The sequence below is a fragment of the Arthrobacter pasteuri genome (assembly GCF_054510955.1).
Genome location: NZ_JBTNDO010000003.1, coordinates 141,426 through 164,305 on the forward strand (window position 1 = coordinate 141,426; position 22,880 = coordinate 164,305).

20 protein-coding genes and 2 riboswitches are annotated in these 22,880 nt (G+C 68.7%); of the genes, 9 read left to right on the forward strand and 11 right to left on the reverse strand.

All coding sequences use genetic code 11. From position 1 onward, the window contains the following. Nucleotides 1-114: 114 nt before the first annotated feature. The 4 genes from ACX80H_RS13860 (at nt 115) to acs (ending at nt 4,843) form a co-directional block, all read left to right on the forward strand. Nucleotides 115-927, forward strand: a complete 813-nt coding sequence (locus ACX80H_RS13860) for an ABC transporter ATP-binding protein (RefSeq protein WP_459313958.1) — start codon at nt 115-117, stop codon at nt 925-927. 78 nt (nt 928-1,005) lie between these two features. Beyond that, entirely contained in the window at nt 1,006-2,046 is a 1,041-nt protein-coding gene (locus ACX80H_RS13865; RefSeq protein ID WP_459313959.1) for an aliphatic sulfonate ABC transporter substrate-binding protein, read from the forward strand. Then, nucleotides 2,043-2,921 carry an ABC transporter permease gene (locus ACX80H_RS13870; protein ID WP_459313961.1) on the forward strand — a complete coding sequence of 293 codons (879 nt, stop codon included), beginning with the start codon at nt 2,043-2,045 and terminating at the stop codon, nt 2,919-2,921. The genes ACX80H_RS13865 and ACX80H_RS13870 overlap by 4 nt, the downstream gene beginning before the upstream one ends. Nucleotides 2,922-2,950: 29 nt before the next feature. Then, the gene (acs, locus tag ACX80H_RS13875) at nt 2,951-4,843 is read left to right on the forward strand and encodes an acetate--CoA ligase (RefSeq protein WP_459313963.1); all 1,893 of its coding nucleotides are present in this window, start codon (nt 2,951-2,953) and stop codon (nt 4,841-4,843) included. A gap of 91 nt (nt 4,844-4,934) precedes the next feature. Here the strand turns inward: acs and ACX80H_RS13880 are convergent, their stop codons facing one another. Both ACX80H_RS13880 and ACX80H_RS13885 read right to left on the reverse strand, forming a co-directional pair. Continuing rightward, nucleotides 4,935-5,894: a LysM peptidoglycan-binding domain-containing protein gene (locus ACX80H_RS13880; RefSeq protein ID WP_459313965.1), complete on the reverse strand. Its 960-nt coding sequence runs from the start codon at nt 5,892-5,894 to the stop codon at nt 4,935-4,937. Nucleotides 5,895-5,897: 3 nt separating this feature from the next. Continuing rightward, a riboswitch (cyclic di-AMP (ydaO/yuaA leader) is annotated at nt 5,898-6,079 on the reverse strand. Between the two features lie 135 nt (nt 6,080-6,214). Further along, the gene (locus ACX80H_RS13885) at nt 6,215-6,445 is read right to left on the reverse strand and encodes a hypothetical protein (protein ID WP_459313967.1); all 231 of its coding nucleotides are present in this window, start codon (nt 6,443-6,445) and stop codon (nt 6,215-6,217) included. A gap of 99 nt (nt 6,446-6,544) precedes the next feature. After that, a riboswitch (SAM riboswitch) is annotated at nt 6,545-6,648 on the forward strand. A 5-nt stretch (nt 6,649-6,653) separates the two neighbouring features. Between ACX80H_RS13885 and sfnG the strand changes: the two genes are divergently transcribed. The 3 genes from sfnG to ACX80H_RS13900 are packed head-to-tail and all read left to right on the forward strand — an operon-like array spanning nt 6,654 to nt 9,690. Continuing rightward, complete coding sequence (gene sfnG / locus ACX80H_RS13890; RefSeq protein WP_459313969.1) at nt 6,654-7,814, forward strand: dimethylsulfone monooxygenase SfnG; 1,161 nt, start codon at nt 6,654-6,656, stop codon at nt 7,812-7,814. Beyond that, nucleotides 7,814-9,193, forward strand: coding sequence for an O-acetylhomoserine aminocarboxypropyltransferase/cysteine synthase family protein (locus ACX80H_RS13895; protein WP_459313971.1), 1,380 nt, complete (start codon nt 7,814-7,816; stop codon nt 9,191-9,193). The genes sfnG and ACX80H_RS13895 overlap by 1 nt, the downstream gene beginning before the upstream one ends. Then, nucleotides 9,190-9,690, forward strand: a complete 501-nt coding sequence (locus ACX80H_RS13900; protein WP_459313973.1) for a CoA-binding protein — start codon at nt 9,190-9,192, stop codon at nt 9,688-9,690. The genes ACX80H_RS13895 and ACX80H_RS13900 overlap by 4 nt, the downstream gene beginning before the upstream one ends. A gap of 132 nt (nt 9,691-9,822) precedes the next feature. Here ACX80H_RS13900 and mmsB read toward each other — a convergent pair whose 3' ends face one another. The 8 genes from mmsB to ACX80H_RS13940 all read right to left on the reverse strand — a co-directional run bounded on the left by mmsB (nt 9,823) and on the right by ACX80H_RS13940 (nt 19,924). Further along, nucleotides 9,823-11,058: a multiple monosaccharide ABC transporter permease gene (mmsB, locus tag ACX80H_RS13905; protein WP_459313975.1), complete on the reverse strand. Its 1,236-nt coding sequence runs from the start codon at nt 11,056-11,058 to the stop codon at nt 9,823-9,825. A gap of 4 nt (nt 11,059-11,062) precedes the next feature. Then, the gene (gene mmsA / locus ACX80H_RS13910; RefSeq protein ID WP_459313977.1) at nt 11,063-12,592 is read right to left on the reverse strand and encodes a multiple monosaccharide ABC transporter ATP-binding protein; all 1,530 of its coding nucleotides are present in this window, start codon (nt 12,590-12,592) and stop codon (nt 11,063-11,065) included. 125 nt (nt 12,593-12,717) lie between these two features. Then, on the reverse strand, nt 12,718-13,836 hold the full coding sequence (gene chvE / locus ACX80H_RS13915) for a multiple monosaccharide ABC transporter substrate-binding protein (protein WP_459313979.1): 1,119 nt from the start codon (nt 13,834-13,836) through the stop codon (nt 12,718-12,720). A gap of 57 nt (nt 13,837-13,893) precedes the next feature. After that, nucleotides 13,894-15,408, reverse strand: coding sequence for an L-arabinose isomerase (araA, locus tag ACX80H_RS13920; protein WP_459313981.1), 1,515 nt, complete (start codon nt 15,406-15,408; stop codon nt 13,894-13,896). Beyond that, nucleotides 15,405-16,136, reverse strand: a complete 732-nt coding sequence (locus ACX80H_RS13925) for an L-ribulose-5-phosphate 4-epimerase (RefSeq protein WP_459313983.1) — start codon at nt 16,134-16,136, stop codon at nt 15,405-15,407. Before ACX80H_RS13925 ends, araA begins: the two co-directional genes overlap by 4 nt. Beyond that, nucleotides 16,133-17,842: a ribulokinase gene (araB, locus tag ACX80H_RS13930; protein ID WP_459313985.1), complete on the reverse strand. Its 1,710-nt coding sequence runs from the start codon at nt 17,840-17,842 to the stop codon at nt 16,133-16,135. The genes ACX80H_RS13925 and araB overlap by 4 nt, the downstream gene beginning before the upstream one ends. 182 nt (nt 17,843-18,024) lie before the next feature. After that, on the reverse strand, nt 18,025-19,095 hold the full coding sequence (locus ACX80H_RS13935; RefSeq protein WP_459314111.1) for a LacI family DNA-binding transcriptional regulator: 1,071 nt from the start codon (nt 19,093-19,095) through the stop codon (nt 18,025-18,027). Nucleotides 19,096-19,117: 22 nt separating this feature from the next. Beyond that, a complete protein-coding gene (locus ACX80H_RS13940; protein WP_459313987.1) occupies nt 19,118-19,924 on the reverse strand; it encodes a carbon-nitrogen hydrolase family protein in 807 nt (268 codons plus the stop codon). A gap of 107 nt (nt 19,925-20,031) precedes the next feature. Here ACX80H_RS13940 and ACX80H_RS13945 point away from each other — a divergent pair, with 107 nt between their 5' ends. Together ACX80H_RS13945 and ACX80H_RS13950 are read left to right on the forward strand one after the other, a co-directional pair. Next, nucleotides 20,032-20,511, forward strand: coding sequence for a DUF427 domain-containing protein (locus ACX80H_RS13945; protein ID WP_459313989.1), 480 nt, complete (start codon nt 20,032-20,034; stop codon nt 20,509-20,511). 107 nt (nt 20,512-20,618) lie between these two features. Further along, nucleotides 20,619-21,398, forward strand: coding sequence for a SurA N-terminal domain-containing protein (locus ACX80H_RS13950; protein ID WP_459313991.1), 780 nt, complete (start codon nt 20,619-20,621; stop codon nt 21,396-21,398). A 74-nt stretch (nt 21,399-21,472) separates the two neighbouring features. Here ACX80H_RS13950 and ACX80H_RS13955 read toward each other — a convergent pair whose 3' ends face one another. Then, the gene (locus tag ACX80H_RS13955; protein WP_459313993.1) at nt 21,473-22,762 is read right to left on the reverse strand and encodes an adenylosuccinate synthase; all 1,290 of its coding nucleotides are present in this window, start codon (nt 22,760-22,762) and stop codon (nt 21,473-21,475) included. Nucleotides 22,763-22,880 lie beyond the last annotated feature (118 nt).

The window sequence follows — 22,880 nt, forward strand, 5'->3', positions numbered from 1 at the left end:
TGTCCGCATCCCCCTGATGCCGGGCAATATCGAGGCCCGAGCCACGGGCACCACCGCGAACGGTGGCGAAGGCTCGTACCGTAGGGTGCTACCGCCAGGACCGATGGAGACACCATGACCGCAGTTCTGGCACCGGGCAGCACCAAGCCCCACCACAAGCAGGCCCTCGGCGTCAGGTTCTCCGGCCTCGGGCGCAGTTTCGGCTCGTCCGGCGACCGGCGGGTCGTGCTCAGGGACGTCACCGTGGAAGTGAAGCCGGGCGAGATCCTCGCCATCCTCGGCACCAGCGGATGCGGTAAGTCCACCCTTCTGCGTGCCGCCGCTGGACTCGACATCCCCGACAGCGGGGAGGTCATCATCGATGGAACGCCCGTGACCGGCATCGATGAGCGGTGCGCGGTCGCGTTCCAGGAACCCCGGCTGCTGCCCTGGCACACCCTGCAGGCCAACGTCGCGATCGGGCTGCCCAAGTCCTCCAGCGCGAGCGCCGGCAAGGCGAAGGTCCTCGAGCTGCTGAAGCTCGTGGGCCTCGACACCTTCGCGAAGCACCGGCCGCGCGAGGTCTCCGGTGGCATGGCCCAGCGCACATCGCTGGCCCGCGCCCTCGCCCGCAACCCCGGCGTGCTGCTGCTCGATGAGCCCTTCGGAGCCCTCGACGCGCTGACGCGCATCAGGATGCAGGACCTCCTGCTGGACATCCACCGCGCGCAGCCCACCACGGTGCTGCTCGTCACGCACGACGTCGACGAAGCCCTGCAGCTCGCCGACCGGATTCTCGTCCTCGGACGCGGCGACGCCGACCAGCCCGGTTCCACCATTGCGGAACTCGTGACCGTGCCCGGTGCACGCCCGCGGGACCGCAACTCCGCCGACCTCGGGGCGCTCCGAAGCTCGCTGCTCTCCCTGCTCGGCGTCACCGGACACTAGCCCGGTTCCCGCCGCGCCCGGCGCTGCCGGACCGCGGCGCCTTCCTGCCCTTTCGCACCACCCACTCAAAGGACCACCATGAACCGCCGCGCCTTCCTGCCCACCCTCGCACTCGCCACGGCACTCTCGCTCGGCCTCACTGGCTGCCTGGCCGGCGAGAACGCAGCCGACACCGAGACCGCTGCCGCCGGTGAAGCGACCCAGGGCGGGACCCTCAACATCGACTTCGCCACCTACAACCCCCTCAGCCTCATCATCAAGGAGCAGGGCTGGCTCGAGGACGAACTAGCGGACCAGGACATCACCGTCAACTGGGTACAGTCCGCGGGATCCAACAAGGCGAATGAGGCCCTGCGTGCCGGAGCGATCGATGTCGGTTCCACGGCCGGTTCCGCCGCCCTGCTCGCGCGCTCGAACGGCTCCCCCATCAAGGCCATCGACATCTACTCCCAGCCCGAGTGGGCGGCCCTCGTGACGCTGCCGGACTCCGGCATCACCAGCGTCGAGGACCTGCGCGGCAAGGCCGTCGCCGCCACCCGCGGCACCGACCCGTACTTCTTCCTGCTACAGGCACTCGAGGCCGCGGGCGTGGAGCAGTCCGACGTCACCATCGAGAACCTGCAGCACGCCGACGGGCGCGCCGCGCTGGCGAGCGGCGCCGTCGACGCCTGGTCCGGGCTGGATCCGATCATGGCCGCCGCGGAGCAGGACGGCGCGCAGCTGTTCTTCCGGGACATCGACTACAACACCTACGGCTTCCTCAACGCGACGGAGGACTTTCTCTCGGAGAAGCCCGACGTCGCGCAGACCGTGGTGAACGCCTACGAGAAGGCCCGGGAGTGGGCCAAGGAGAACCCCGAGGAAACGGCCTCGATCCTCGCGGAGGTCGCCGGCATCGACCAGGCCGTGGCGAACTCGGTGATCATCGACCGCACCAACCTCGATGTCGATCCCGCCCCCGGCGATGCCCAGCGCAGCGTCCTCGAGAAGATCGGCCCCGTCTTCGTGGAGACCGGTGACGTGCAGAGCCAGGACCAGATCGACGACGCCCTCGACTCCCTCCTCGATGCCTCGCTCGTGGAGAAGGCGGACCCGGCCGCCATCGGTTCCGGCTCATGAGTGCGGAATACCTGACGGGCAGCAGCGCGACTCCTCTCAGCAAGGAGGGCCTCGAGGCCACCGGCTTCCCGGGAACCGGGTCCGCGGCCAAGGGCGACGGCGGACGGACGCGCCTGCGAGGGGGGCGCCGCGCCGGCGTGGTCCTGCTCGGGCTCATCGTCCCGGCGCTCATCCTGCTCGCATGGCATCTCAGCACCGCCTCGGGGTACTTCCGGGCGTCGCAGCTGCCCTCCCCGGCATCGGTCCTCGCGGCCGCCGTCGACCTGGTGCAGCGCGGACAGCTCGCCAACCACATCCTGATCTCCACCCAGCGCGTGCTGCTCGGGTTCCTCATCGGCTCCCTGCTCGGGGTGCTGGCCGGCGCCCTGCTGGGACTCTCCCGCATCGCCGACATCCTCCTGACGCCCACCGTCGGAGCCCTCCGCGCGGTTCCGTCCCTCGCCTGGGTCCCGCTGCTGGTGCTCTGGATCGGCATCAACGAGGACTCCAAGGTCACGCTGATCACCATCGGCGCGTTCTTCCCCGTCTTCACCACGCTCTACCTCGGGCTGCGCCACGTGGACCGCAACCTCGTCGAGGCTGCGCGTGCCTTCGGGCTGAACGGCGTCCGCCTGCTGACCACCGTGCAGCTTCCCGCCGTCGTCCCCGCCCTGTTCTCGGGCCTGAGGCTCGCCCTCGCGCAGTCCTGGCTGTTCCTCGTGGCGGCGGAGCTCATCGCCTCCTCGATGGGCCTCGGCTTCCTGCTGACGGATTCCCAGCAGAACGGCCGCGTCGACCGGATCATCCTAGCGATCATCCTGCTGGCCGTCATCGGCAAGACCACCGACGCCCTGCTGGGAATCGCGGAGCGCTGGGCGGTGCGGCGGTGGGCATAGGCACGACCACGACGGAAAGGGACGCTGCAGTGGAAGCTGACCGACTCGCCTTCTGGGCGGAGCAGGCAGGCCGGCTCGAGTGGGACGCCCCGTGGCACACCCTCCACACCTTCGACCGGGCAGTCCCGCAGGAGGACGGATCGCTCAGCGTCCCCGTCATCGAGTGGTTCGCCGGGGGCACTCTCAACGTCGCGGCGAACTGCGTCGACCGGCACGTCCGGGCCGGTCGCGGCGACCGGGTCGCGCTCCACTTCGAGGGCGAACCCGGGGACCGCCGCACGGTCACCTACGCGCAGCTGCAGGACGAGGTGTCGCGCGCGGCCAACGCCCTGCTCGCCCTCGGCATCGGCAAGGGCGACCGCGTGGTCATCTACCTCCCCGTCCTCGTCGAGACGGTCGTGATCACCCTCGCCTGCGCGCGCATCGGAGCCGTGCACTCCCTCGTGTTCGGCGGCTTCTCCGCAGAGGCCCTCCGTTTCCGGGTGGAGGACACCGGGGCCAAGCTGCTCGTCACCACGGACGGGCAATTCCGCCGCGGCGCCGCCGTCCCGGTGAAGGCCAATGCCGACGCCGCGGTGGCGGGTACGAACAGCATCGAGTACGTCCTCGTGGTGCGCCGTACCGGCTCCGACGTCAGCTGGACCGAGGGGCGCGACGTGTGGTGGCACGACGTCGTCGACACCGCTCCCGCGCACCACGAGCCGGAAGCTTTCGACGCCGAGACGCCGCTGTTCATCATGTACACCTCCGGTACGACCGGGAAGCCGAAGGGGCTGGTGCACACCTCGGGGGGCTACCTCACCCAGGCGTCGTGGAGCTTCGAGCACCTCTTCAGCAATCCCGATCCGTCGCTGCGGGACCGGGACGTCCACTGGTGCACCGCCGACCTCGCGTGGGTCACGGCGCACACGTACGAGCTGTACGGGCCGCTGTCCAACGGCGCCACGCAGGTCATCTTCGAGGGCACCCCGAACACACCGCATCCCGGCCGCCACTTCGAGATCATCGAACGCTACGGCGTCACCAGCTACTACACGGCGCCCACCCTGGTCCGGTCACTGATGGGCTGGTTCCCCGACGGCGTCCCGTCCTCCTACGACCTCTCCAGCATCCGCGTCCTGGGGACGGTCGGTGAGGCGGTGAACCCCGAGGCGTGGCGCTGGTTCCGGAGGAACCTCGGCCGCGACGAGGTTCCCGTCGTCGACACGTGGTGGCAGTCCGAGACCGGGGCCACGGTCCTCTCACCCAGCCCCACGGACACCGACTTCAAGCCCGGCTGCGCCGCGCGCCCCCTCCCGGGGGTCAGCACCCGGATCGTCGACGAGGAAGGCCGGCAGGTGCGTCCCGGGGTACAGGGCCTGATCGTCGTGGACCGCCACGGCCCGGCCATGGCGCGCACCGTCTGGGGCAACCCGCAGCGCTACCTCGACTCCTACTGGCGGAAATTCGCCGCGCAGGGCTGGTTCCTCGCCGGCGACGGCGCGCGGTACGACGACGACGGCGACACCTGGATCCTGGGGCGCGTGGACGACGTCATCAACGTCTCCGGCCACCGCCTCTCCACGATCGAGATCGAGTCGGCGCTCGTGGCGCACCCGCTCGTGACCGAAGCCGGAGCCTGTCCGGTCCCCGACCCGCTGACGGGCCACGCCATCGCGGCCTTCGTGGTGCTGGCGCCGGGCGCGGATCCGGACACGGACGTGTCGGCCACGCTGCGCGCGCATGTCGCGGAGGCCATCGGACCGATCGCGCGGCCCTCGGCCGTCGTCGTCGTGCCGGACGTGCCCAAGACGAGGTCGGGGAAGATCATGCGTCGCCTGCTGACGCAGCTGTACGAGGGCACCCCGCTCGGGGACACCACCTCGCTGCAGAACGAGGGCTGCATTCCCGGCATCCAGGACGTCCTGGCCGGCAGGCGCTGACCCGCGTCGAAGACCGGCCCGCGTTAAAAGAGGAAGCGGCAGGCGCCCCGTCCAAGCACCTGCCGCTTCCCGCGTATGGTCCGTTCCGGTACTAGCCCGCTACCCGAACGAAGGATGCCCCCGGGAGGTCCGAGAGGGGGTGCTGCATGGTGAGGTTCGAGCCGTTCATGCCGCTGCTGATGACCTGGCCACCGCCGACATAGATGGCCACGTGCCCGGCCGTGATGACGATGTCGCCGGGGGCCGGGGTCGCCACGGTGGAGCCGAACTGGAAGAACTGCGACGGGCCGAGGTCGCCCACGGAGATGCCGGCGGCACGCAGCGCCTTCTCGACCAGCACGGTGCAGTCCTGGATCGCGCCCGCTGAGAGCTGCGCCTGGGCCGACGCCACAAGGGTGCCGGCGACGCCGCTGGAGGAAGCGATCGGGGTGATGTCCGCCGAGGCGAGGTACACGCTCGATGCGGGGGCAGCGGCGACCGAGGCCGGCGCAACGGCTGCGGCCTGCTGGACCGGCGCTGCCGGGGCGATAGCGGGTGCCTGCTGGGTGACCGCTGCCGCAGCGTTGGCCACGGGAACGGACACGACGGGAACAGACACGGTCTGCGCCGGGGCCTGCGCTCCGCCTCCGGTCGGGATGGCGATGCTGTCGCCCGGGAAGATCACCGATGTGAGCAAGAGGCCGTTGGCTGCGAGGACCGCAGTCAGGTCCACCCCGTAGGCGGCCGAGATCGCGCCGAGGGTGTCGCCGCCGACGACGGTGTGGATGGCGCCCGATACGGCAGGTGAAGCGGCGGGTGCCGGAGCCGGTGCAGGGGTCGGTACGACCGACGCAGCGGCAGCAGCGGGAACCGAGGCCGTGCGCTGGTCGGAGTATTCACCGGCGTGGGCGGTGCCCACCGCGCCGAGCGCGAGGCCCGAGGTGACGGCGACGATGGCGATCGGACGGCCGACGGCGGTGGCGTGGGCCTTCGCTGCGCGGGACAGGCCCGTCAGCGCGATGTTGCCGTCGATGTCGGCACGGTGGCGCGCCGGGGAAGTCTTTCGTGACATGGATGTATACCTCTCCCATGCCTGCGGGGTGAGCTGTCGGGTTCGGATGGGAGTCACCCGGCCGTGGGCATCAACGGTTGGTGATGCGATACGACTTAACCCCGAGGACGCTGACAGGTGGTCCTGCGCGCCCGGTGGAACTGTGGTTCCCCCGTCCCCGCCTCGGTGATGTGCGTATCCCGTTCGGCGGCAGGGCTCGGCAATCCATCCGGGAGGGCCTCCTATGAACGGAGGCACGCGACGACGATACCCAGCGCTCCCCGCGTTTGTCACATTTGCATAACGGCCCGTACCCTATGCGCGGCATGACGGCCCGTGCCCTACGCGCGGAGGGACCGCCAGCGACGGAAGGCGAGGACCGTACCGCCCGCACTGAGAGCCAGCAGCACCCACTGCTGCACATAGAACCAGGCGGAGGCCGCCGACCCGGCACTGCCCGCGACCAGCAGGATGCTGCTCCCCAGGGTGACGGTCAGCACGACACCGACGCAGAAGAGCGTGTTCCAGAGCTTGCGTTCCTGCGTGCGTCCCGCGGACTTCCAGCTATCCATTCCTCCACCCTAGGCAGGAGAGCTCACACCCGGTGATGCATCCCTGCCACTGGGCGACATATTGTTTGGATCTGCGGCGCCCCGGTGTCACACTCGACGTGACCATCCCGAGCGGCTGAGAGATCTGGCTCACTGACGCCGCAGCAACCCTGGCCCCGCACCATCGCGGCGACATTAGGGTGCTACTGCCAGACCGATGGAGGAAACCATGAGCATCGCCGACCTTTCCACGCCCCTCAAGTTCGCCTACTGGGTCCCCAACGTCAGCGGTGGCCTGGTGGTCTCGACCATCGAGCAGCGCACCAGCTGGGACTTCGACTACAACAAGAAGCTCGCTCGCATCGCCGAGGACGCCGGCTTCGAGTACGCCCTCTCCCAGACCCGCTACGCCGCGTCCTACGGCGCGGACAAGCAGCACGAGGCGACGTCGTTCTCCCTCGCCCTGCTGGCGGCCACCGAGAAGCTGAAGGTGATCGCCGCCGTCCACCCGGGCATGTGGCACCCCGGTGTGCTCGCGAAGTACATCATCACCGCCGACCACATCTCGAACGGCCGCGCCGCCGTCAACATCGTCTCCGGCTGGCTGAAGGACGAGTTCACCAACTTCGGCCTCGAATGGCTCGAGCACGACGAGCGCTACGTCCGCACCGAGGAGTTCATCCGTGTGCTGCGCGGGCTCTGGACGGAGGAGGGCTACAGCCAGGCGGGCAAGTACTACAACATCAACGACTTCACCCTGAGTCCGGCTCCCGTGGACGTTCCGGGGCGCCCCCACCCCGAGGTCTTCTTCGGCGGGAACTCGACGGCGGCCCAGGCCACCGCGGGCCGCGTGGCCGACTGGTACTTCTCCAACGGCAAGGACCTCGAGGGATTCAAGGACAACATCGCCGGCGTCCAGGCGTCCGCCGAGCAGGCCGGGCGGCGTCCGCGGTACGGCCTCAACGGGTTCGTCATCGCACGCGACTCCGAGAAGGAGGCGCGCGACACCCTGCGCGAGATCGTCGAGAAGGCGCACCGCCCCGCGGTGGAGGGCTTCCGCGACGCCGTGCAGGAAGCCGGCCCCTCGACGAAGGACGGCAAGGGCATGTGGGCCGACTCCACCTTCGAGGACCTCGTGCAGTACAACGACGGCTTCAAGACTCAACTCATCGGAACGCCCGAGCAGATCGCCGAGCGCATCGTGGAGTACAAGAAAATCGGCGTGAACCTCTTCCTCACCTGCTACCTGCACTTCCAGGAGGAAGTGGCCGCCTTCGGCACCGACATCCTGCCGATCGTGCGGGAACTCGAGGCGGATGCGGCCCGCAGCGCGGGAGTGGACTTCGACCCCGACGGTACGCTCGCCGTCCCCAGCAAGGCAGGTGTCTGATGGCAGAACGTTCCTTCGGTTTCCGCACGCGGGCGCTCCACGCCGGCGGCACCCCGGACGCCACCCACGGCGCCCGGGCCGTCCCGATCTACCAGACGACGTCGTTCGTCTTCAAGGACACGAACGACGCCGCCAACCTCTTCGCCCTGCAGAAGTACGGCAACATCTACTCGCGCATCGGCAACCCCACCGTCGCGGCGTTCGAGGAGCGCATCGCGTCCCTCGAGGGCGGCATCGGCGCGGTGGCGACGGCGTCGGGCATGAGTGCGGAGTTCATCACCTTCGCGGCGCTCTGCCAGGCAGGCGACCACATCGTCGCCGCCTCGCAGCTGTACGGCGGGACGGTCACCCAGCTGGACGTCACGCTGCGCCGTTTCGGCATCGAGACCACCTTCGTCCCGGGAACGGATCCGGCGGACTACGCGGCGGCGATCCGCGAGAACACCAAGGCCGTCTACGCGGAGGTCATCGCGAACCCCTCGGGCGAGATCGCGGACCTCGCGGGCCTGGCCAAGGTGGCGCATGACGCCGGCGTGCCGTTCATCGTCGACTCCACCCTCAGCACGCCCTACCTGGTACGACCCATCGAGCACGGCGCGGACATCGTGATCCACTCCGCCACCAAGTTCATCGGCGGGCACGGCACCACCCTCGGCGGCGTGATCGTGGAGAGCGGCCGTTTCGACTGGGGCAACGGCAAGTTCCCCATGATGACCGAGCCCGTCCCCTCCTACGGGAACATCCAGTGGTGGGGGAACTTCGGCGAGTACGGGTTCCTGACCAAGCTGCGCACCGAACAGCTCCGCGATATCGGGCCCTCGCTGTCGCCGATGTCGGCCTTCCAGCTCCTGCAGGGCGTGGAGACCCTCGCCCAGCGCCTCGACGAGCACCTCGAGAACGCGCAGGCCGTGGCCGAGTGGCTGCAGGCCGACCCCCGTGTCGAGTACGTCAACTACGCGGGGCTTCCCACGCACGCCCACCACGAGCGCGCCAAGACGTACCTGCCGCAGGGCCCCGGATCCGTGTTCAGCTTCGGCATCAAGGGCGGGCGCAAGGCGGGCCAGAAGTTCATCGAGTCGCTGCAGCTCGCCTCGCACCTCGCGAACGTAGGCGATTCCCGCACCCTCGTGATCCACCCGGGCTCGACGACGCACCAGCAGCTCTCCGCGGAGCAGCTCGTCGCCGCGGGCGTCCCCGAGGACCTCGTCCGCATCTCGGTGGGACTGGAGGATCTCGACGACATCCTGTGGGACCTCGACCAGGCGCTCGACATCGCGGTGAACGCTTCCGACGACGAATTCGACACGCTCCCGCAGGAGGCGGCCGGAGGAAACGAGGGCGACCCTTCGACGACACGGGCAGTAGGAGTGGGAGCATGAGCAACACCGCACCGGAACGCACCTGGGAAGGGCCGTCGGCCCCCGAACGGCTGAACCTGCTGAGGAACGCGCGGTCCGTGGCGATCGTCGGAGCATCGGACAAGCCCTCACGGGCCTCCTACTTCGTCGCGACCTACCTCCAGTCGTCCTCGCCCTACCGCCTGTACTTCGTGAACCCTGTGGCGAAGGAGATCCTCGGGCAGCCGGCCTACGGGTCCCTCAAGGACCTCCCCGAGGTACCCGACGTCGTCGACGTGTTCCGCAAGCACGACGACCTGCCGTCCGTCCTGCAGGAGACGCTCGACGTCGGCGCGAAGACCCTGTGGCTGCAGCTGGGCTCGTGGCACGAGGACGTCGCACGCGACGCCGAGGCGGCCGGCCTGAACGTCGTGATGGACCGCTGCATCAAGATCGAGCACGCGCGCTTCCACGGCGGCCTGAACCTGGCAGGTTTCAACACCGGCATCATCTCGTCGAAGCGGCAGATCACCTCGTAGGACGTACCGGCCCGCCGGAGCAGGAACAAGACCACACACAGACGGAAGAAGCCGGAACGGGACATCACGCCCGTTCCGGCTTCTTCCGTTCTCCGTCCTACCTGAGGGCGCTGTCCTACGTGAGGCGCTGTCCTACTTGAGGGCGTTGGAGGCGCGGCGCTTGTTGAAGACGTCGAACCCGACGGCCAGCAGGAGCACCATTCCCTTGATGAACTGCTGGACGTCGATGCCGACGCCGAGGAGCGACATGCCGTTGTTGAGCACGCCCATGATGAGGCCACCGGTGATGGCCCCGATCACGGTTCCCACGCCGCCGGTCACGGCCGCGCCACCGATGAACGCCGCCGCGATGGCGTCGAGCTCGAAGAGGTTGCCTGCGCCCGGACCGGCCGAGTTGAGGCGTCCGGTGAAGATGAGTCCGGCAAGGGCGGCCAGCACGCCCATGTTGACGAAGAGCATGAAGTCGATGCGCTTGGTGTTGATGCCGGACAGCTGTGCCGCCTGGAGGTTGCCGCCGACCGCGTAGATGTGGCGGCCGAAGACGCTGTTGCCCATGACGGCGCTGTAGGCGACGATCAGCACGCCGAGGACCACGAGCACGATCGGCGTTCCGCTGCGGGAGCCGGCGAGCAGGTACGTCACGCCGAGGATGATCGCCACGATGAAGGCGAGCTTCGTGAAGAACCAGGCACCGGGTTCGTCCTCGAGCTTGAGGCGGGCGCGGGTGGCGCGTCCCCGGAGCTGTGTGAAGACGAGCAGCGCGACGGCGATGAGGCCGAGTCCTACGGTGGTCCAGTCGAGGATGTTGGTCTCCGGCGGGAACAGCCCGGGGAACAGGAAGCCGCCGCCGAGCTGGCGGTACTCCTCGGGGAATCCGGTGATGCGCTGGTTCTCCAGGACGATCTGCGTGAGCCCACGGAACACGAGCATGCCCGCGAGGGTGACGATGAAGGCCGGGATGCCCACGTAGGCGACCCAGAAGCCCTGCCATGCACCGACGAGCCCACCGATGATCAGCGATGCGAGAAAGGCCACCCACCAGGGGAAGTTGAAGTCCTGGATCATGATGCCGGACATCGCTCCGACGAAGGCCGCGACCGACCCGACCGACAGGTCGATATGCCCGGCCACGATGATCATGACCATCCCGATGGCCAGGAGCAGGATGTAGCTGTTCTGCACGATGATGTTCGAGACGTTGTCCGGCTGCAACAGTGCGCCGCCGGTCAGCACCTGGAACAGCGTGACGATCACGAGGAGTGCGACGAAGATACCGATCTGCCGCAGCCTGCTGGTCAGGAAGGAGAACCCTTCCTTGACGGTGGGAGGCGTCGTCGCGACGACAGGGTCCTTGACGGAGGTTGCCATGGAATCAGTCCTTTTCCTTGGTCATGTACTGCATGAGGAGTTCAGGGGTCGCCTGCCCGATGGGCACTTCCGCGGTGATGCGGCCTTCGGCGAGGGTGTAGATGCGGTCACAGATGCCGAGGAGCTCGGGAAGCTCCGAGGAGATGACGATGACAGCCTTCCCCTCGGCAGCGAGCCGGTTGATGATCGTGTAGATCTCGTACTTCGCACCGACGTCGATACCGCGTGTGGGCTCGTCGAGGATCAGGACATCGGGGTCCGAGAACATCCACTTCGAGAGCACCACCTTCTGCTGGTTGCCGCCGGAGAGCTTGCCGGTGATGGCAGTGACGGTAGGCGCCTTGATGTTCATCGATCGGCGGTAGTCGCCGGCGACGACGGCCTCGCGACCGCTGTCCACCCAGCCGCGCTTCGCCAGCTTGCCGAGGGCGGCCCCGGAGACGTTGCGCTTGATGTCGTCGATCAGGTTGAGGCCGTACCGCTTGCGGTCCTCCGTGGCGTAGGCGATGCCGTGCCGGATGGCCTCCCCGACGGTCCGCGCCGTGATCGGCGTCCCGTTCTTGTAGAGGGTGCCGGTGATGCGGGAGCCGTAGCTCCGGCCGAAGATGCTCATGGCGAGTTCGGTCCGCCCGGCGCCCATGAGTCCGGCGATGCCGACCACCTCGCCGGCGCGCACCGTCAGGTTCGCCGAGTCGACGATCACGCGGGTGTTCTCCTGCGGGTGGTGCACGGTCCAGTCCTCGACGCGGAGCACTTCCTCACCGATCACGGGCGTGCGCTCGGGATAGCGGCTCTCCATGTCCCGGCCCACCATGCCCTTGATGATGCGCTCCTCGGTGACGGAGCCGTCGTGGAGGCTGAGCGTCTCGATGGTCCGCCCGTCCCGCAGGATGGTCACCGAATCCGCGATCTCCCGGATCTCGTTGAGCTTGTGGCTGATGATGATGCACGTGATGCCCTCCGCGCGGAGCCCCTTCACGAGCCCCAGGAGGTGCGCGGAGTCCTCGTCGTTGAGGGCCGCGGTGGGCTCGTCGAGGATCAGGAGCTTCACGTTCTTCGACAGCGCCTTGGCGATCTCGACGAGTTGCTGCTTGCCCACGCCGATGTCGCCGGCCCGCACCACCGGGTTGAGGTCAAGCCCCACGCGCCGGAGGAGCTTCGCCGCCTCCATGTTGGTGTCGTTCCAGTTGATGAATCCGCGCTTCTCGCGCTCGTTCCCGAGGAAGATGTTCTCCGCAACGGACAGGAAGGGTGAGAGGGCGAGCTCCTGGTGGATGATGACGATGCCGTCACGCTCGCTGTCGCGGATGTCCTTGAACTCCGTGACCGTGCCCTCGAACTCGATGTCGCCGTCATACGTGCCGTGCGGGTACACACCCGACAGCACCTTCATGAGGGTCGATTTCCCGGCCCCGTTCTCTCCGCAGATCGCGTGGACTTCGCCGCGCGCGACGTCGAGGTGGACGTCCTGCAGTGCCTTCACGCCTGGGAAGGTCTTGGTGATGCGGCGCATTCGCAGGATGTTTTCCGCCATGGTCAGGCCTCGCTTACTTGAGTGGAAGTCCCGGCAGGGGCCGGGCGAGGTACAGCACCTGTGGCTCCGGACCGGAACGGTACGGAGCCACAGGCAGGAGGGGTGCTACGGGTGTTGCGGGACGGCTACTTGAGGTCGTCCTCGGTGTAGTAGCCGGTCTCCACGAGCGCGGTCTCGTAGTTGTCGACGGTGACGATCTCCGACTCGAGCAGGTAGGACGGGACGATCTTCTCGCCGTTGTCGTACGTCTCGGTGTCGTTGACCTCGGGCTCCTCGCCCTTCATGAGGGCGTCGACCATGGTGACGGCCTGCTTGCCGAGGTTGCGGACGTCCTTGAAGATCGTGGAGTACTGCTCGCCCGCGATGATGGACTTCACGGACCCTACTTCGGCGTCCTGGCCCGTGACGACGGGGAGGTCGTCCGCGGCATAGCCGCCGGAGGTCAGCGCCGAGATGATGCCGATGGAGAGGCCGTCGTACGGGGAGAGGACGCCCTCCAGCTGCTCGCCGCCGCCGACGGTGAGCAGGTCCTCCATGCGGTCCTGCGCGGTGTCGGGCAGCCAGCGGAGGATCGCCGCCTGCTCGAAGTCGGTCTGGCCGCTGGGGACGCGCAGTACGCCGCTGTCGAGGTACGGCTGCAGGGTCTCGATAGCGCCGTCCCAGAAGAACGTCGCGTTGTTGTCATCGGGGCTGCCGGCGAAGAGCTCCACGTCGAAGGGGCCCTTCTCGCCGGTCTCCTTGCCCTCGGCGTCGAGGATGCCGAGACCGGTCAGCAGCGAGGTGGCCTGCTGCACGCCGACCTCCTTGTTGTCGAAGGTCGTGTAGTAGTCCACGGTGTCCGAGCCGTTGATCAGGCGGTCGTAGGCGATGACCGGGATGTCCTGCGATTCGGCCTGGTCGAGGACGCTCGTGAGGGTGGTGCCGTCGATCGAGGCGATCACGAGGGCCTTCACGCCGCCGTTGATCATGTTCTCGATCTGCGAGACCTGGGTGGGGATGTCGTCGTTCGCGTACTGGAGGTCCACCTCGTAGCCGAGCTCCTCGAGCTGGCTCTTGACATTCTCGCCGTCGGCGATCCAGCGCTCGGACTGCTGCGTGGGCATGGCCACGCCGATCTTCGCGCCCTCGTTGGACCCGCCCTCGGCAGCGGCGTCGTCACCGCCGCCCCGGCTTCCACCGCAGGCGGTGAGGCTGAGGGTCAGGATGCTGGCGGCCGCGATGCCGGCCAGGTATTTCCGATTCATGGTGCAACTTTCTTGAGTGGAGTTTCCGGCGACAGTGCCGGCTTTCGGGGAGGAGCTTTACAGCTTCTGCGCCAGCCGGTAGTAGGCCGCGTTCCAGCGCAGTTCGCGCTGGAACTCGCGCAGCCTGGTATCGGCGTCGATCCGCAGCAGTTCGACCTCGGCGATGTCCGCGAAGTCCTCGAAGACGTCGAGGCCCACGGCGGTGGTGAGGACGGTGTGGTGTGCGGCGCCGGCACTGAGCCATGCCGCTGCGGAGGTTTCGAGGCTCGGCTCCGGCTTCCACACTGCGCGCGCGACCGGCAGGTTGGGGAGCGGGGCATCGGGCGGGACGACCTCGACCGCGTTGGCCGTCAGCCGGAAGCGGTCCCGCATGTCGGACATCGCGACGACTACGCCGGGGCCGGCGTCCGTGTCGAACACGAGGCGTACGGGATCCTCCTTGCCGCCGATACCGAGCGGGTGCACTTCGAGGGTGGGCTTCGACGTGGTCAGGGTGGGGCAGATCTCGAGCATGTGCGCTCCGAGGATCTTCTCCTCACCCGGCACCAGGTGGTAGGTGTAGTCCTCCATGAGGGACGCACCGCCGGGCAGGCCCGCCCCCATGACCTTGGCGGCCCGGACGAGGACGGCGGTCTTCCAGTCGCCCTCGGCGCCGAAGCCGTAGCCGCGTGCCATGAGCCGCTGGACGGCGAGTCCGGGCAGTTGCCGGAGTGCACCGAGGTCCTCGAAGTTGGTGGTGAAGGCACCGAAGCCGCCCTCCTCGAGGAAGGACAGCAGGCCGAGTTCCTGGCGTGCGCCGTAGCGCAGCGACTCGTGCCGTGCGCCGCCGCGGCGCAGCTCCGGCACGACGTCGTACGTCTCCTCGTACTCGGCCACGAGCGCGTCGACGTCGGCATCGGACTGGGCCTCGACGGCCGCGACGAGCTCGTTGACCCCCCACGTGTTGATGGAGACGCCGAAGCGCAGCTCGGCCTCCGTCTTGTCGCCCTCCGTGACGGCGACGTTGCGCATGTTGTCACCGAAGCGGGCGACCTTGAGTTCGTGGACCGCGGCCCAGCCCGCGGCCGCCCGCTGCCAGGAGGAGACCTTGGCGCACACGGACGCGTCCGACACGTGTCCGACGACGGTCTTCCGCGGCACGCCGAGGCGTGACTGGATGTACCCGAACTCGCGGTCGCCGTGGGCGGCCTGGTTGAGGTTCATGAAGTCGAAGTCGATCTCGCCCCAGGGCAGCGCGACGTTGATCTGGGTGTGCAGGTGCAGCAGGGGCTTGCGGAGGGCGTCGAGGCCTGCGATCCACATCTTCGCGGGGCTGAAGGTGTGCATCCAGGCGATGACGCCGATGGCGTTGTCGGCGGCATTGACCTCGAGGGCCATCCGCCGGATCGAGGTGGAGTCCTTGAGCGTCGGCTTCCAGACCACCTTCACGGGCAGGCCGGCCTCCCCGAGGATGCGGACGATCTCCTGGGACTGCTCGGCGACCTGCTGGAGCGTCTCCTCGCCGTAGAGGTCCTGGCTGCCGGTCAGGAACCAGACTTCGTAGGCGTCGAGGGTCGTACTGAGGGCGCTCATGCGGGGGCTCCTGGAGTCGAGGGCTGACCGTACACGTTCTGGTAACGGTCGAAGAGTGAGTCGATGTGCTCGGGCTGGATGCCGGCCGGGGCGCCGAGCTGGCGGGAGATGTGGACGGTGCGGGCGACGTCCTCGAGCATGACGGCTGCCTTGACGGCGTCCTTCGCGTCCTTGCCGATCGTGAAGGGACCGTGGCTCTTCATCAGCACGCCGCGGGACCGGTGGTTGGTCAGCGTCTCGACGATGCCGCGGCCGATCGAGTCGTCACCGATGATCGCGAACGGACCCACCGGGATCTCGCCGCCGAACTCGTCGGCCATGGCGGTGATGACGCACGGGATCGGCTCGCCGCGCGCGGCCCACGCCACGGCATAGGTGGAGTGCGTGTGCACCACACCGCCGACGTCGGGCATGTTGCGGTAGACGTACGCGTGCGCGGCGGTGTCGCTCGACGGCGAGCGCTCGGACCCGGGCGTTCCCTCGATGACGTTGCCGTCGAGGTCGCACAGGATCTGGTTCTCCGGCGTCAGCTCGTCGTAACTGACGCCGGAGGGCTTGATGACGAACAGGTCCGCTCCCGGAACGCGACCCGAGACGTTGCCGCCCGTCCAGACCACCAGTCCGTAGCGCACGAGTTCGGCGTGCAGGGCGGCGACGTCCTTCCGGACGTCCAGAATGGCGGCCTCGACCTCGGGGGTGAAGGTGCCGGACTGTTCGACGCGGCTCATGCCGACACCGCCTGGGGGGAGCGGGCGGAGCGGCGCAGGGCCTTGAGCCGGTGCATGACATCGTTGGTGCCGCGGCCGAAGTAGTCGTGCAGTTCGGTGTACTCGCGGTACAGGGCGTCGTAGGCGGCGGCGCGGTCTGCGTCGGGGGTGTAGGCGGCGCGGTTCAGGCGGCCCATCGCAGCGGCCGCCGCGTGGATGTCCTCGTAGGCGCCGGCAGCCACTGCGGCATGGATCGCGGAGCCGAGGGCGGGCCCCTGGGAACTGCCGATCACGGAGAGCGGCATGTTCAGCACGTCGGCGTAGACCTGCATGAGGAACGGGTTGCGGATGAGGCCGCCGGCGGCCACGAACTCGGTGACGGGCACGCCGGAGGCGTTGAACGTCTCGACGATCTTGCGTGTCCCGAAGGCCGTCGATTCCAGGAGCGCGCGGTAGACCTCGTGGGGCTTCGTGGCGAGGGTCAGGCCCACGATGGTGCCCGAGAGTTCGTGGTCCACGAGGACGGAGCGGTTGCCGGAGTGCCAGTCGAGGGCGACGAGGCCGTGCGCGCCCACGGGCTCGGCCTCGGCCTGCTCCGTCAGGTACTCGTGCACGCTCTGGCCCTGGGCGGTGGCGGCGTCCCGGATCTCGCCGGGCACCTGGTTCGCGACGAACCAGGCGAAGATGTCGCCGACGCCGGACTGGCCGGCCTCGTAGCCGTAGAAGCCCTCGACGATGCCGCCGTCGACGACGCCGCACATCCCGGGGACCTCGCTCAGGCGGTCCGAGTTCATCACGTGGCAGGTCGAGGTCCCCATGATGGCCACCATCTGGCCGGGGTCCGTGGCCTGGGCCGCGGGGGCCGTGACGTGGGCGTCGACGTTCCCGACGGCCACCGCGATCCCTGCCGGCAGGCCTGTCCAGCCGGCGGCCTCCTCGGAGAGAGAGCCCGCTTTCGAGGCGAGTGCGCCGATGGTGTGCTCCACCTTCTCGCGGGCGAATCCCGCGAACTCCGGGTTGAGCGCTGCGAGGAAGTCGTCGGACGGGTAGGCGCCGTCCTGGTAGATCCCCTTGTAGCCGGCGGTGCATGCGTTGCGCACATACTCCCCCGTGAGCTGCCAGACGATCCAGTCGGCCGCCTCCACCCAGTGGTCCATGAGGTCGTACAGCTCACGGTCCTCCTCGAGCAGCTGGAGCCCCTTCGCGAACTCCCATTCGCTGGAGATCAGTCCGCCGTAACGTGGCAACCAAGCCTCGCCGCGCTCGGCCGCGAGCTCGTTGATGCGGTTGGCCTGGCCCTGCGCCGCGTGGTGCTTCCACAGCTTCACGTAGGCATGCGGCCGGCCCTCGTAGCCGGGCACCTCGTTCAGGGGCGTGCCGTCGGCGAGGGTCGGCACCATGGTGCAGGCGGTGAAGTCCGTGGCGATGCCGATCACGTCCTGCGGATCGATACCTGCCTCCCGGACCGCGGCCGGCACGGCCGTGCGGAGCACGTCGACGTAGTCGGACGGTACCTGGAGTGCCCATTCGGGCGGGAGCTGTTCGCCGGTCGCCGCGAGGACCGAATCCATGACGGCATGCGGGTATTCGAGCGTCGAGGCACCGAGTTCGGCACCGTCGGAGACGCGGACGACGACGGCGCGCCCGGACAGGGTTCCGTAGTCGACGCCGATGACGTACGTGGGCCTGGCGGCCGCAGTGGGGGTGCCCGTGGTGGAGTCACTCAAGGGAAGGACCTCTTTGTTCTTCTCGAGACCGCGCTGCGGTGCTCTGGTGGATCAGGATGTGACCGTTCACATCCGCGCTCATCAGTGTAGGGGAGGGCCGGTGGGGTGTGTCAATGGCTTGCGGCGACGACGCCCGGGATCGGGAGCAGCCGCCGGCGACCGGCGCTGCCGCTGGAGCATCTTCAGGGGGCGGGAGAAGCCGCCGGCGCGCTCGCCGTCGACGCCCGGATGACGAGTTCCGGGACCACGTCCTGCGGGGTTCCGGCGGGGTCCCTGTCCGTACCGGCACCCGCCTCCCCGATGAGCGCGAGCAGCCTCGCGACGCAGCGCCTGCCGAGCTCGGGGAAGTCCTGCCGGACGGTGGTGAGCGGGGGCCAGTAGTGCGCGGCCTCGGGGACGTCATCGAAGCCCACGACGCTCACGTCCTCCGGGACGCGGCGCCCGGCCTCCCGGAAGGCGTGGAGCAGCCCGAGCGCCATCTGGTCGTTGGACGAGAAGACCGCGGTGATCCCCCTGTCCTCCGCGAGGACCAGCCCTGCCCGGTAGCCCGACTCCGCGGTCCAGTCCCCTGACAACTGGAGCTCCGGTTCGCATCCCCAGGCCTCCATCTCGCCGCAGTACCCGCGCACGCGCGCTTCCGTCTCGAACCAGCCGTCCGGGCCTGCGACATGCACGATCCGTCGGTGTCCCAGGTCGAGCAGGTGGCGCGTCGCGAGGGCGGCGCCGCCCGACTGGTCCATCGAGAGCCGGTGGTCGTCCTGGGCATTCGGGGAGTGCACGGTCACGAACGGGAGGGTGATGGACAGGCGCCCGATCTCGCCGAGGGCCTGCATCTGCGGTGCCAGGATGACGAGCCCGTCGACCCCGTGGGCGAGCAGGCGGTCCAGTGCGGAGCGGATCGATCCGGCGTCCATGTCTTCGAGGTGCGCGACGTCGACGGCGTAGCCGGCCTCGCGCGCCGCACTGTCGATGGCCTGCAGGCTGGCGGCCGGCCCGTACTCGAAGCCCTTCCCCACCAGCACGCCGATGGTCGTGGAGCGGCTGGTCACGAGGGCACGGGCGGCCCGGTTCGGGCGGAAGCTGAGCTCGTCCATGGCGGCCAGGACGCGGTCCCGTGTCTCGGCCCGCAGGCTCGGGTGTCCGTTGAGGACCCGCGACACGGTCTGGTGCGAGACGCCGGCGCGGCGGGCCACGTCCCTGATGTTCGCGGCGCGACCGGTGTCCGCCGGTCGCGCCCGCTCCTCGGCGGGCACTGCCTCCGGACGGCCGGCTGCGTCAGTGGGAGTCGACAATGCTGTCGTTCCGGGCGAAACGCCGGTTCCGCAGCACCGGCAGGAACACGCGGACGTCGTCGACCCTGCGGCGGGTGACCTCCGCGGTGGCCAGGCCGCGCTCCTCGTCCTCGAGGTGCACCTGCGGGACGCCCATGGGATCGATGATGGCCGAGTGTCCGATCGTGTGGCCACTGGACGTGCCGGCCGCGGCCACCCACAGGGTGTTCTCGATGGCGCGCGCCTTCAGCAGCGTCTCCCAGTGCTCGATCTTGTGCTCGCCCTTGAACCAGGCCGCCGGAACGCAGATCAGGTCTGCTCCGGCGTCGGCGAGGGCGCGCGCGAGCTCGGGGAACCGGAGGTCGTAGCAGGTCATGAGACCCACCCGCACGTCACCGAGATCGGCGATCTTGATGCCGCCGTCGCCCGGCTTGATGCGCGTGGACTCGGAGTAGCTGAAGGCGTCGAAGAGGTGGAGCTTGCGATAGGTGTCCACGATGCGGCCCGTCGCGTCGAGCAGGACGAGCGTGTTGAAGGGCCGGTCCTCGCCGCTCGGCTCGTACCCTCCGGCAACGACGGCGATGCCGTGCTCGGCGGCGAGAAAGGACAGTTGCTGGACGAAGGAGCTCCATTCGGCGTCGACTGCCTCCCGCAGCGAACCCTTCACCTCACCCATCGAGAACATCGATTCCTCGGGGAAGACGATCAGCCCCGAACCCGCGGCACTCGCCTCCGCGGCGAGCTCCCGCATCACGGCGAGATTCGCCTGGACGTCCCCACCCGGCCTGAACTGACCAACGCTGACCTTCATGATGCCGCCCTCATCCGTGTGCCGTGCCTTCTCTCCAGCGTACAGACTCGCGCCCTGCGCGGCGGAGTAGCCTTCTCCCCATGAGGAACCCGAGAACGAACAGGCGCGTGGAACCCGGCCCCGGGCAGGAGTCCGTGTGGGACTACCCGAGGCCTCCCCGGGTGGAGCGGACGCCCGCGGTCATCGAGGTGCGCTTCGGCGGACGGCTGATCGTCCGCACGAGCGACGCGGTGCGGGTGCTCGAGACCAGCCACCCGCCCGTCTACTACCTCCCGATCGCAGACTTCGCACCCGGCGTGCTGGTAGCCGTCGAGGGCTCGTCGCACTGCGAGTTCAAGGGCACCGCCGGCTACTTCGACGTCGTCACCGGCCATGCGCGCAGTCCGTGCGGCGCGTGGACGTACGCCACGCCCGTCGCGGGATACGAGGACCTTGCCGGCCGCGCCGCCGTTTACCCGTCCCGGATGGACGAGTGCACGGTCGACGGCGAGAAGGTCCTGTCCCAGGAGGGCGACTTCTACGGCGGCTGGATCACGGCCGCCGTCGTGGGACCGTTCAAGGGCGGCGCGGGAACCTGGGGCTGGTGACGCCGACCGGACGTGTCCAGGGGACGCCCAGCGGATACCCGGCCGGCTGCCATGGGCGGTTGCTACAGTGGCAGGCTGATCATGCCCACAACGTGAGGACAGCACCCATGGCTCCCGCAGCCATAGCACGGAAGAGACGGCTACTCGCCGCCGCATTCATCGGATCCGCAGCCCTACTGAGTGCCTGCAGCGGCGGAGAAGGGTCCGCGGACAGCGCCCCGGCCTCCAGCGCCGCCGGTGAGCCGGCAGCAGAAGCCTCGGAATCCGCAGCAGCCCTGCCGGAGCCGGACCTCGCAGACATCCCGGAGGTCGTCGCAGTCGTCAACGGTACGGAGATCGGCCGTGACATCTTCACCACCACCTACGAGGGCCAGTTCCAGCAGGCCGCCGCCTCGGCCGGCGGGCAGGACCTCGACCAGGCCCAGCTGAAGACGGCCGTCGCGGACAACCTCGTCAGCACGGAACTGCTCCGGCAGGAGGCGGAGCAGCGGGGTATCGAGGCGAGCCCCGAAGCCCTCACCGCAGCGATCGACACGCTGCTGGAGAGCAGCGGGCTCGGTTCCGAGGCGGAACTGCGTGCAGCCTTCGCCGAGCAGGGCATTGATGACGCCGCCTTCGACAGGCAGCTCTCGGACCAGGTGAAGCTCGATGCACTGATCGCGGAGGAAGCCGGAGACACGGCGCCCACCGACCAGGAGATCCAGGACACCTACGACGCCGCGGTCGCCCAGCAGGCGGAATCCGGCGAAACCGCCACGCCGATCCCGCCGCTCGAGGACGTGCGTGACCAGGTCGAGGAACAGCTCTCGGGCGAGAAGCTGTCCACTGCAACACAGGCCCTGATCGCGGAGCTGCGCGAGGGCGCGGACATTACCGTGAACCTCTAGGACGTCCCTGGACCTGCGCCGGATGCAGGAACGGCTCCCACGCCAGACGTAGGGGCCGTTCCTGTGTCCGGAGGTCAGCCGCCGATCAGGTCGTTGACCACGATGGTCTGGTCGCGGTCGGGTCCGACGCCGATAGCGGAGAACCTGGTGCCGGACAGCTTCTCGAGCGCCCGGACGTAGGTCTGCGCGTTGTCCGGCAGGTCCTCGATGGTCCGGGCTCCCGTGATGTCCTCGGTCCAGCCGTCGAAGTACTCGAAGATCGGCTTCGCGTGGTGGAACTCGGTCTGGGTCATGGGCATCTCGTCGTGGCGCACGCCGTCGACGTCGTACGCCACGCACACCGGGATGGTCTCGATGCCGGTGAGGACATCGAGCTTGGTGACGAAGTAGTCGGTGAAGCCGTTGACGCGCGAGGCATGGCGCGCCAGCACGGCGTCGTACCAGCCGCACCGGCGGGGGCGGCCGGTGTTCACGCCGAATTCGCCGCCGGTCTTCTGCAGGTACAGACCCATCTCATCGAAGAGCTCCGTGGGGAACGGGCCTGCGCCGACACGCGTCGTGTAGGCCTTGATGATGCCGATGGACCGTGAGATGCGCGTGGGCCCGATGCCCGAACCGACGGACGCGCCGCCGGCCGTCGGGTTCGACGACGTCACGAACGGGTAGGTGCCGTGGTCGACGTCGAGGAACGTCGCCTGACCGCCCTCCATGAGGACCACCTTGCCGGCGTCGAGCGCCTCGTTGAGCACGAACGTGGAGTCGATGACGAGGGGCTTGAGCCGCTCGGCGAAGGACAGGAAGTACTCCACGACCTCCTCGACCTCGACGTTGCGCCGGTTGTAGACCTTCACCAGCAGTTCGTTCTTCTGCTTGAGGGAGCCCTCCACCTTCTGGCGCAGGATCGACTCGTCGAAGACGTCCTGCACGCGCAGGCCGAGCCGCGCCACCTTGTCCATGTACGCGGGGCCGATGCCGCGGCCCGTGGTGCCGATGGCACGCTTGCCGAGGAAGCGTTCGGTGACCTTGTCCAGCACCTGGTGGTACGGGGCCACCAGGTGGGCGTTGGCGGACACGCGCAGCCTCGAGGTGTCCGCGCCCCGGGCCTCGAGCCCCTCGATCTCCTCGAAGAGGGCCTCGAGGTTGATGACGCAGCCGTTGCCGATGATCGGGATCGCGTTGGGGCTGAGGATACCGGCGGGAAGGAGCTTCAGCTCGTACTTCTCACCGCCGACGACGACGGTGTGCCCGGCGTTGTTGCCGCCGTTCGGCTTCACGACGTAGTCGACGCGGCCGCCCAGCAGGTCAGTGGCCTTGCCCTTACCCTCGTCGCCCCACTGGGCTCCGACAATGACGATTGCTGGCATGGGATCCTCCCCCATTCGGTACGGCCCTTCCCGCGCCGCGGAGAAGTACGCCGTGCATCAGAACGCCCCAACCGTCCGCGCGGACACTGGGGCTCTTACCATCCGAGTTTAGCCGAGC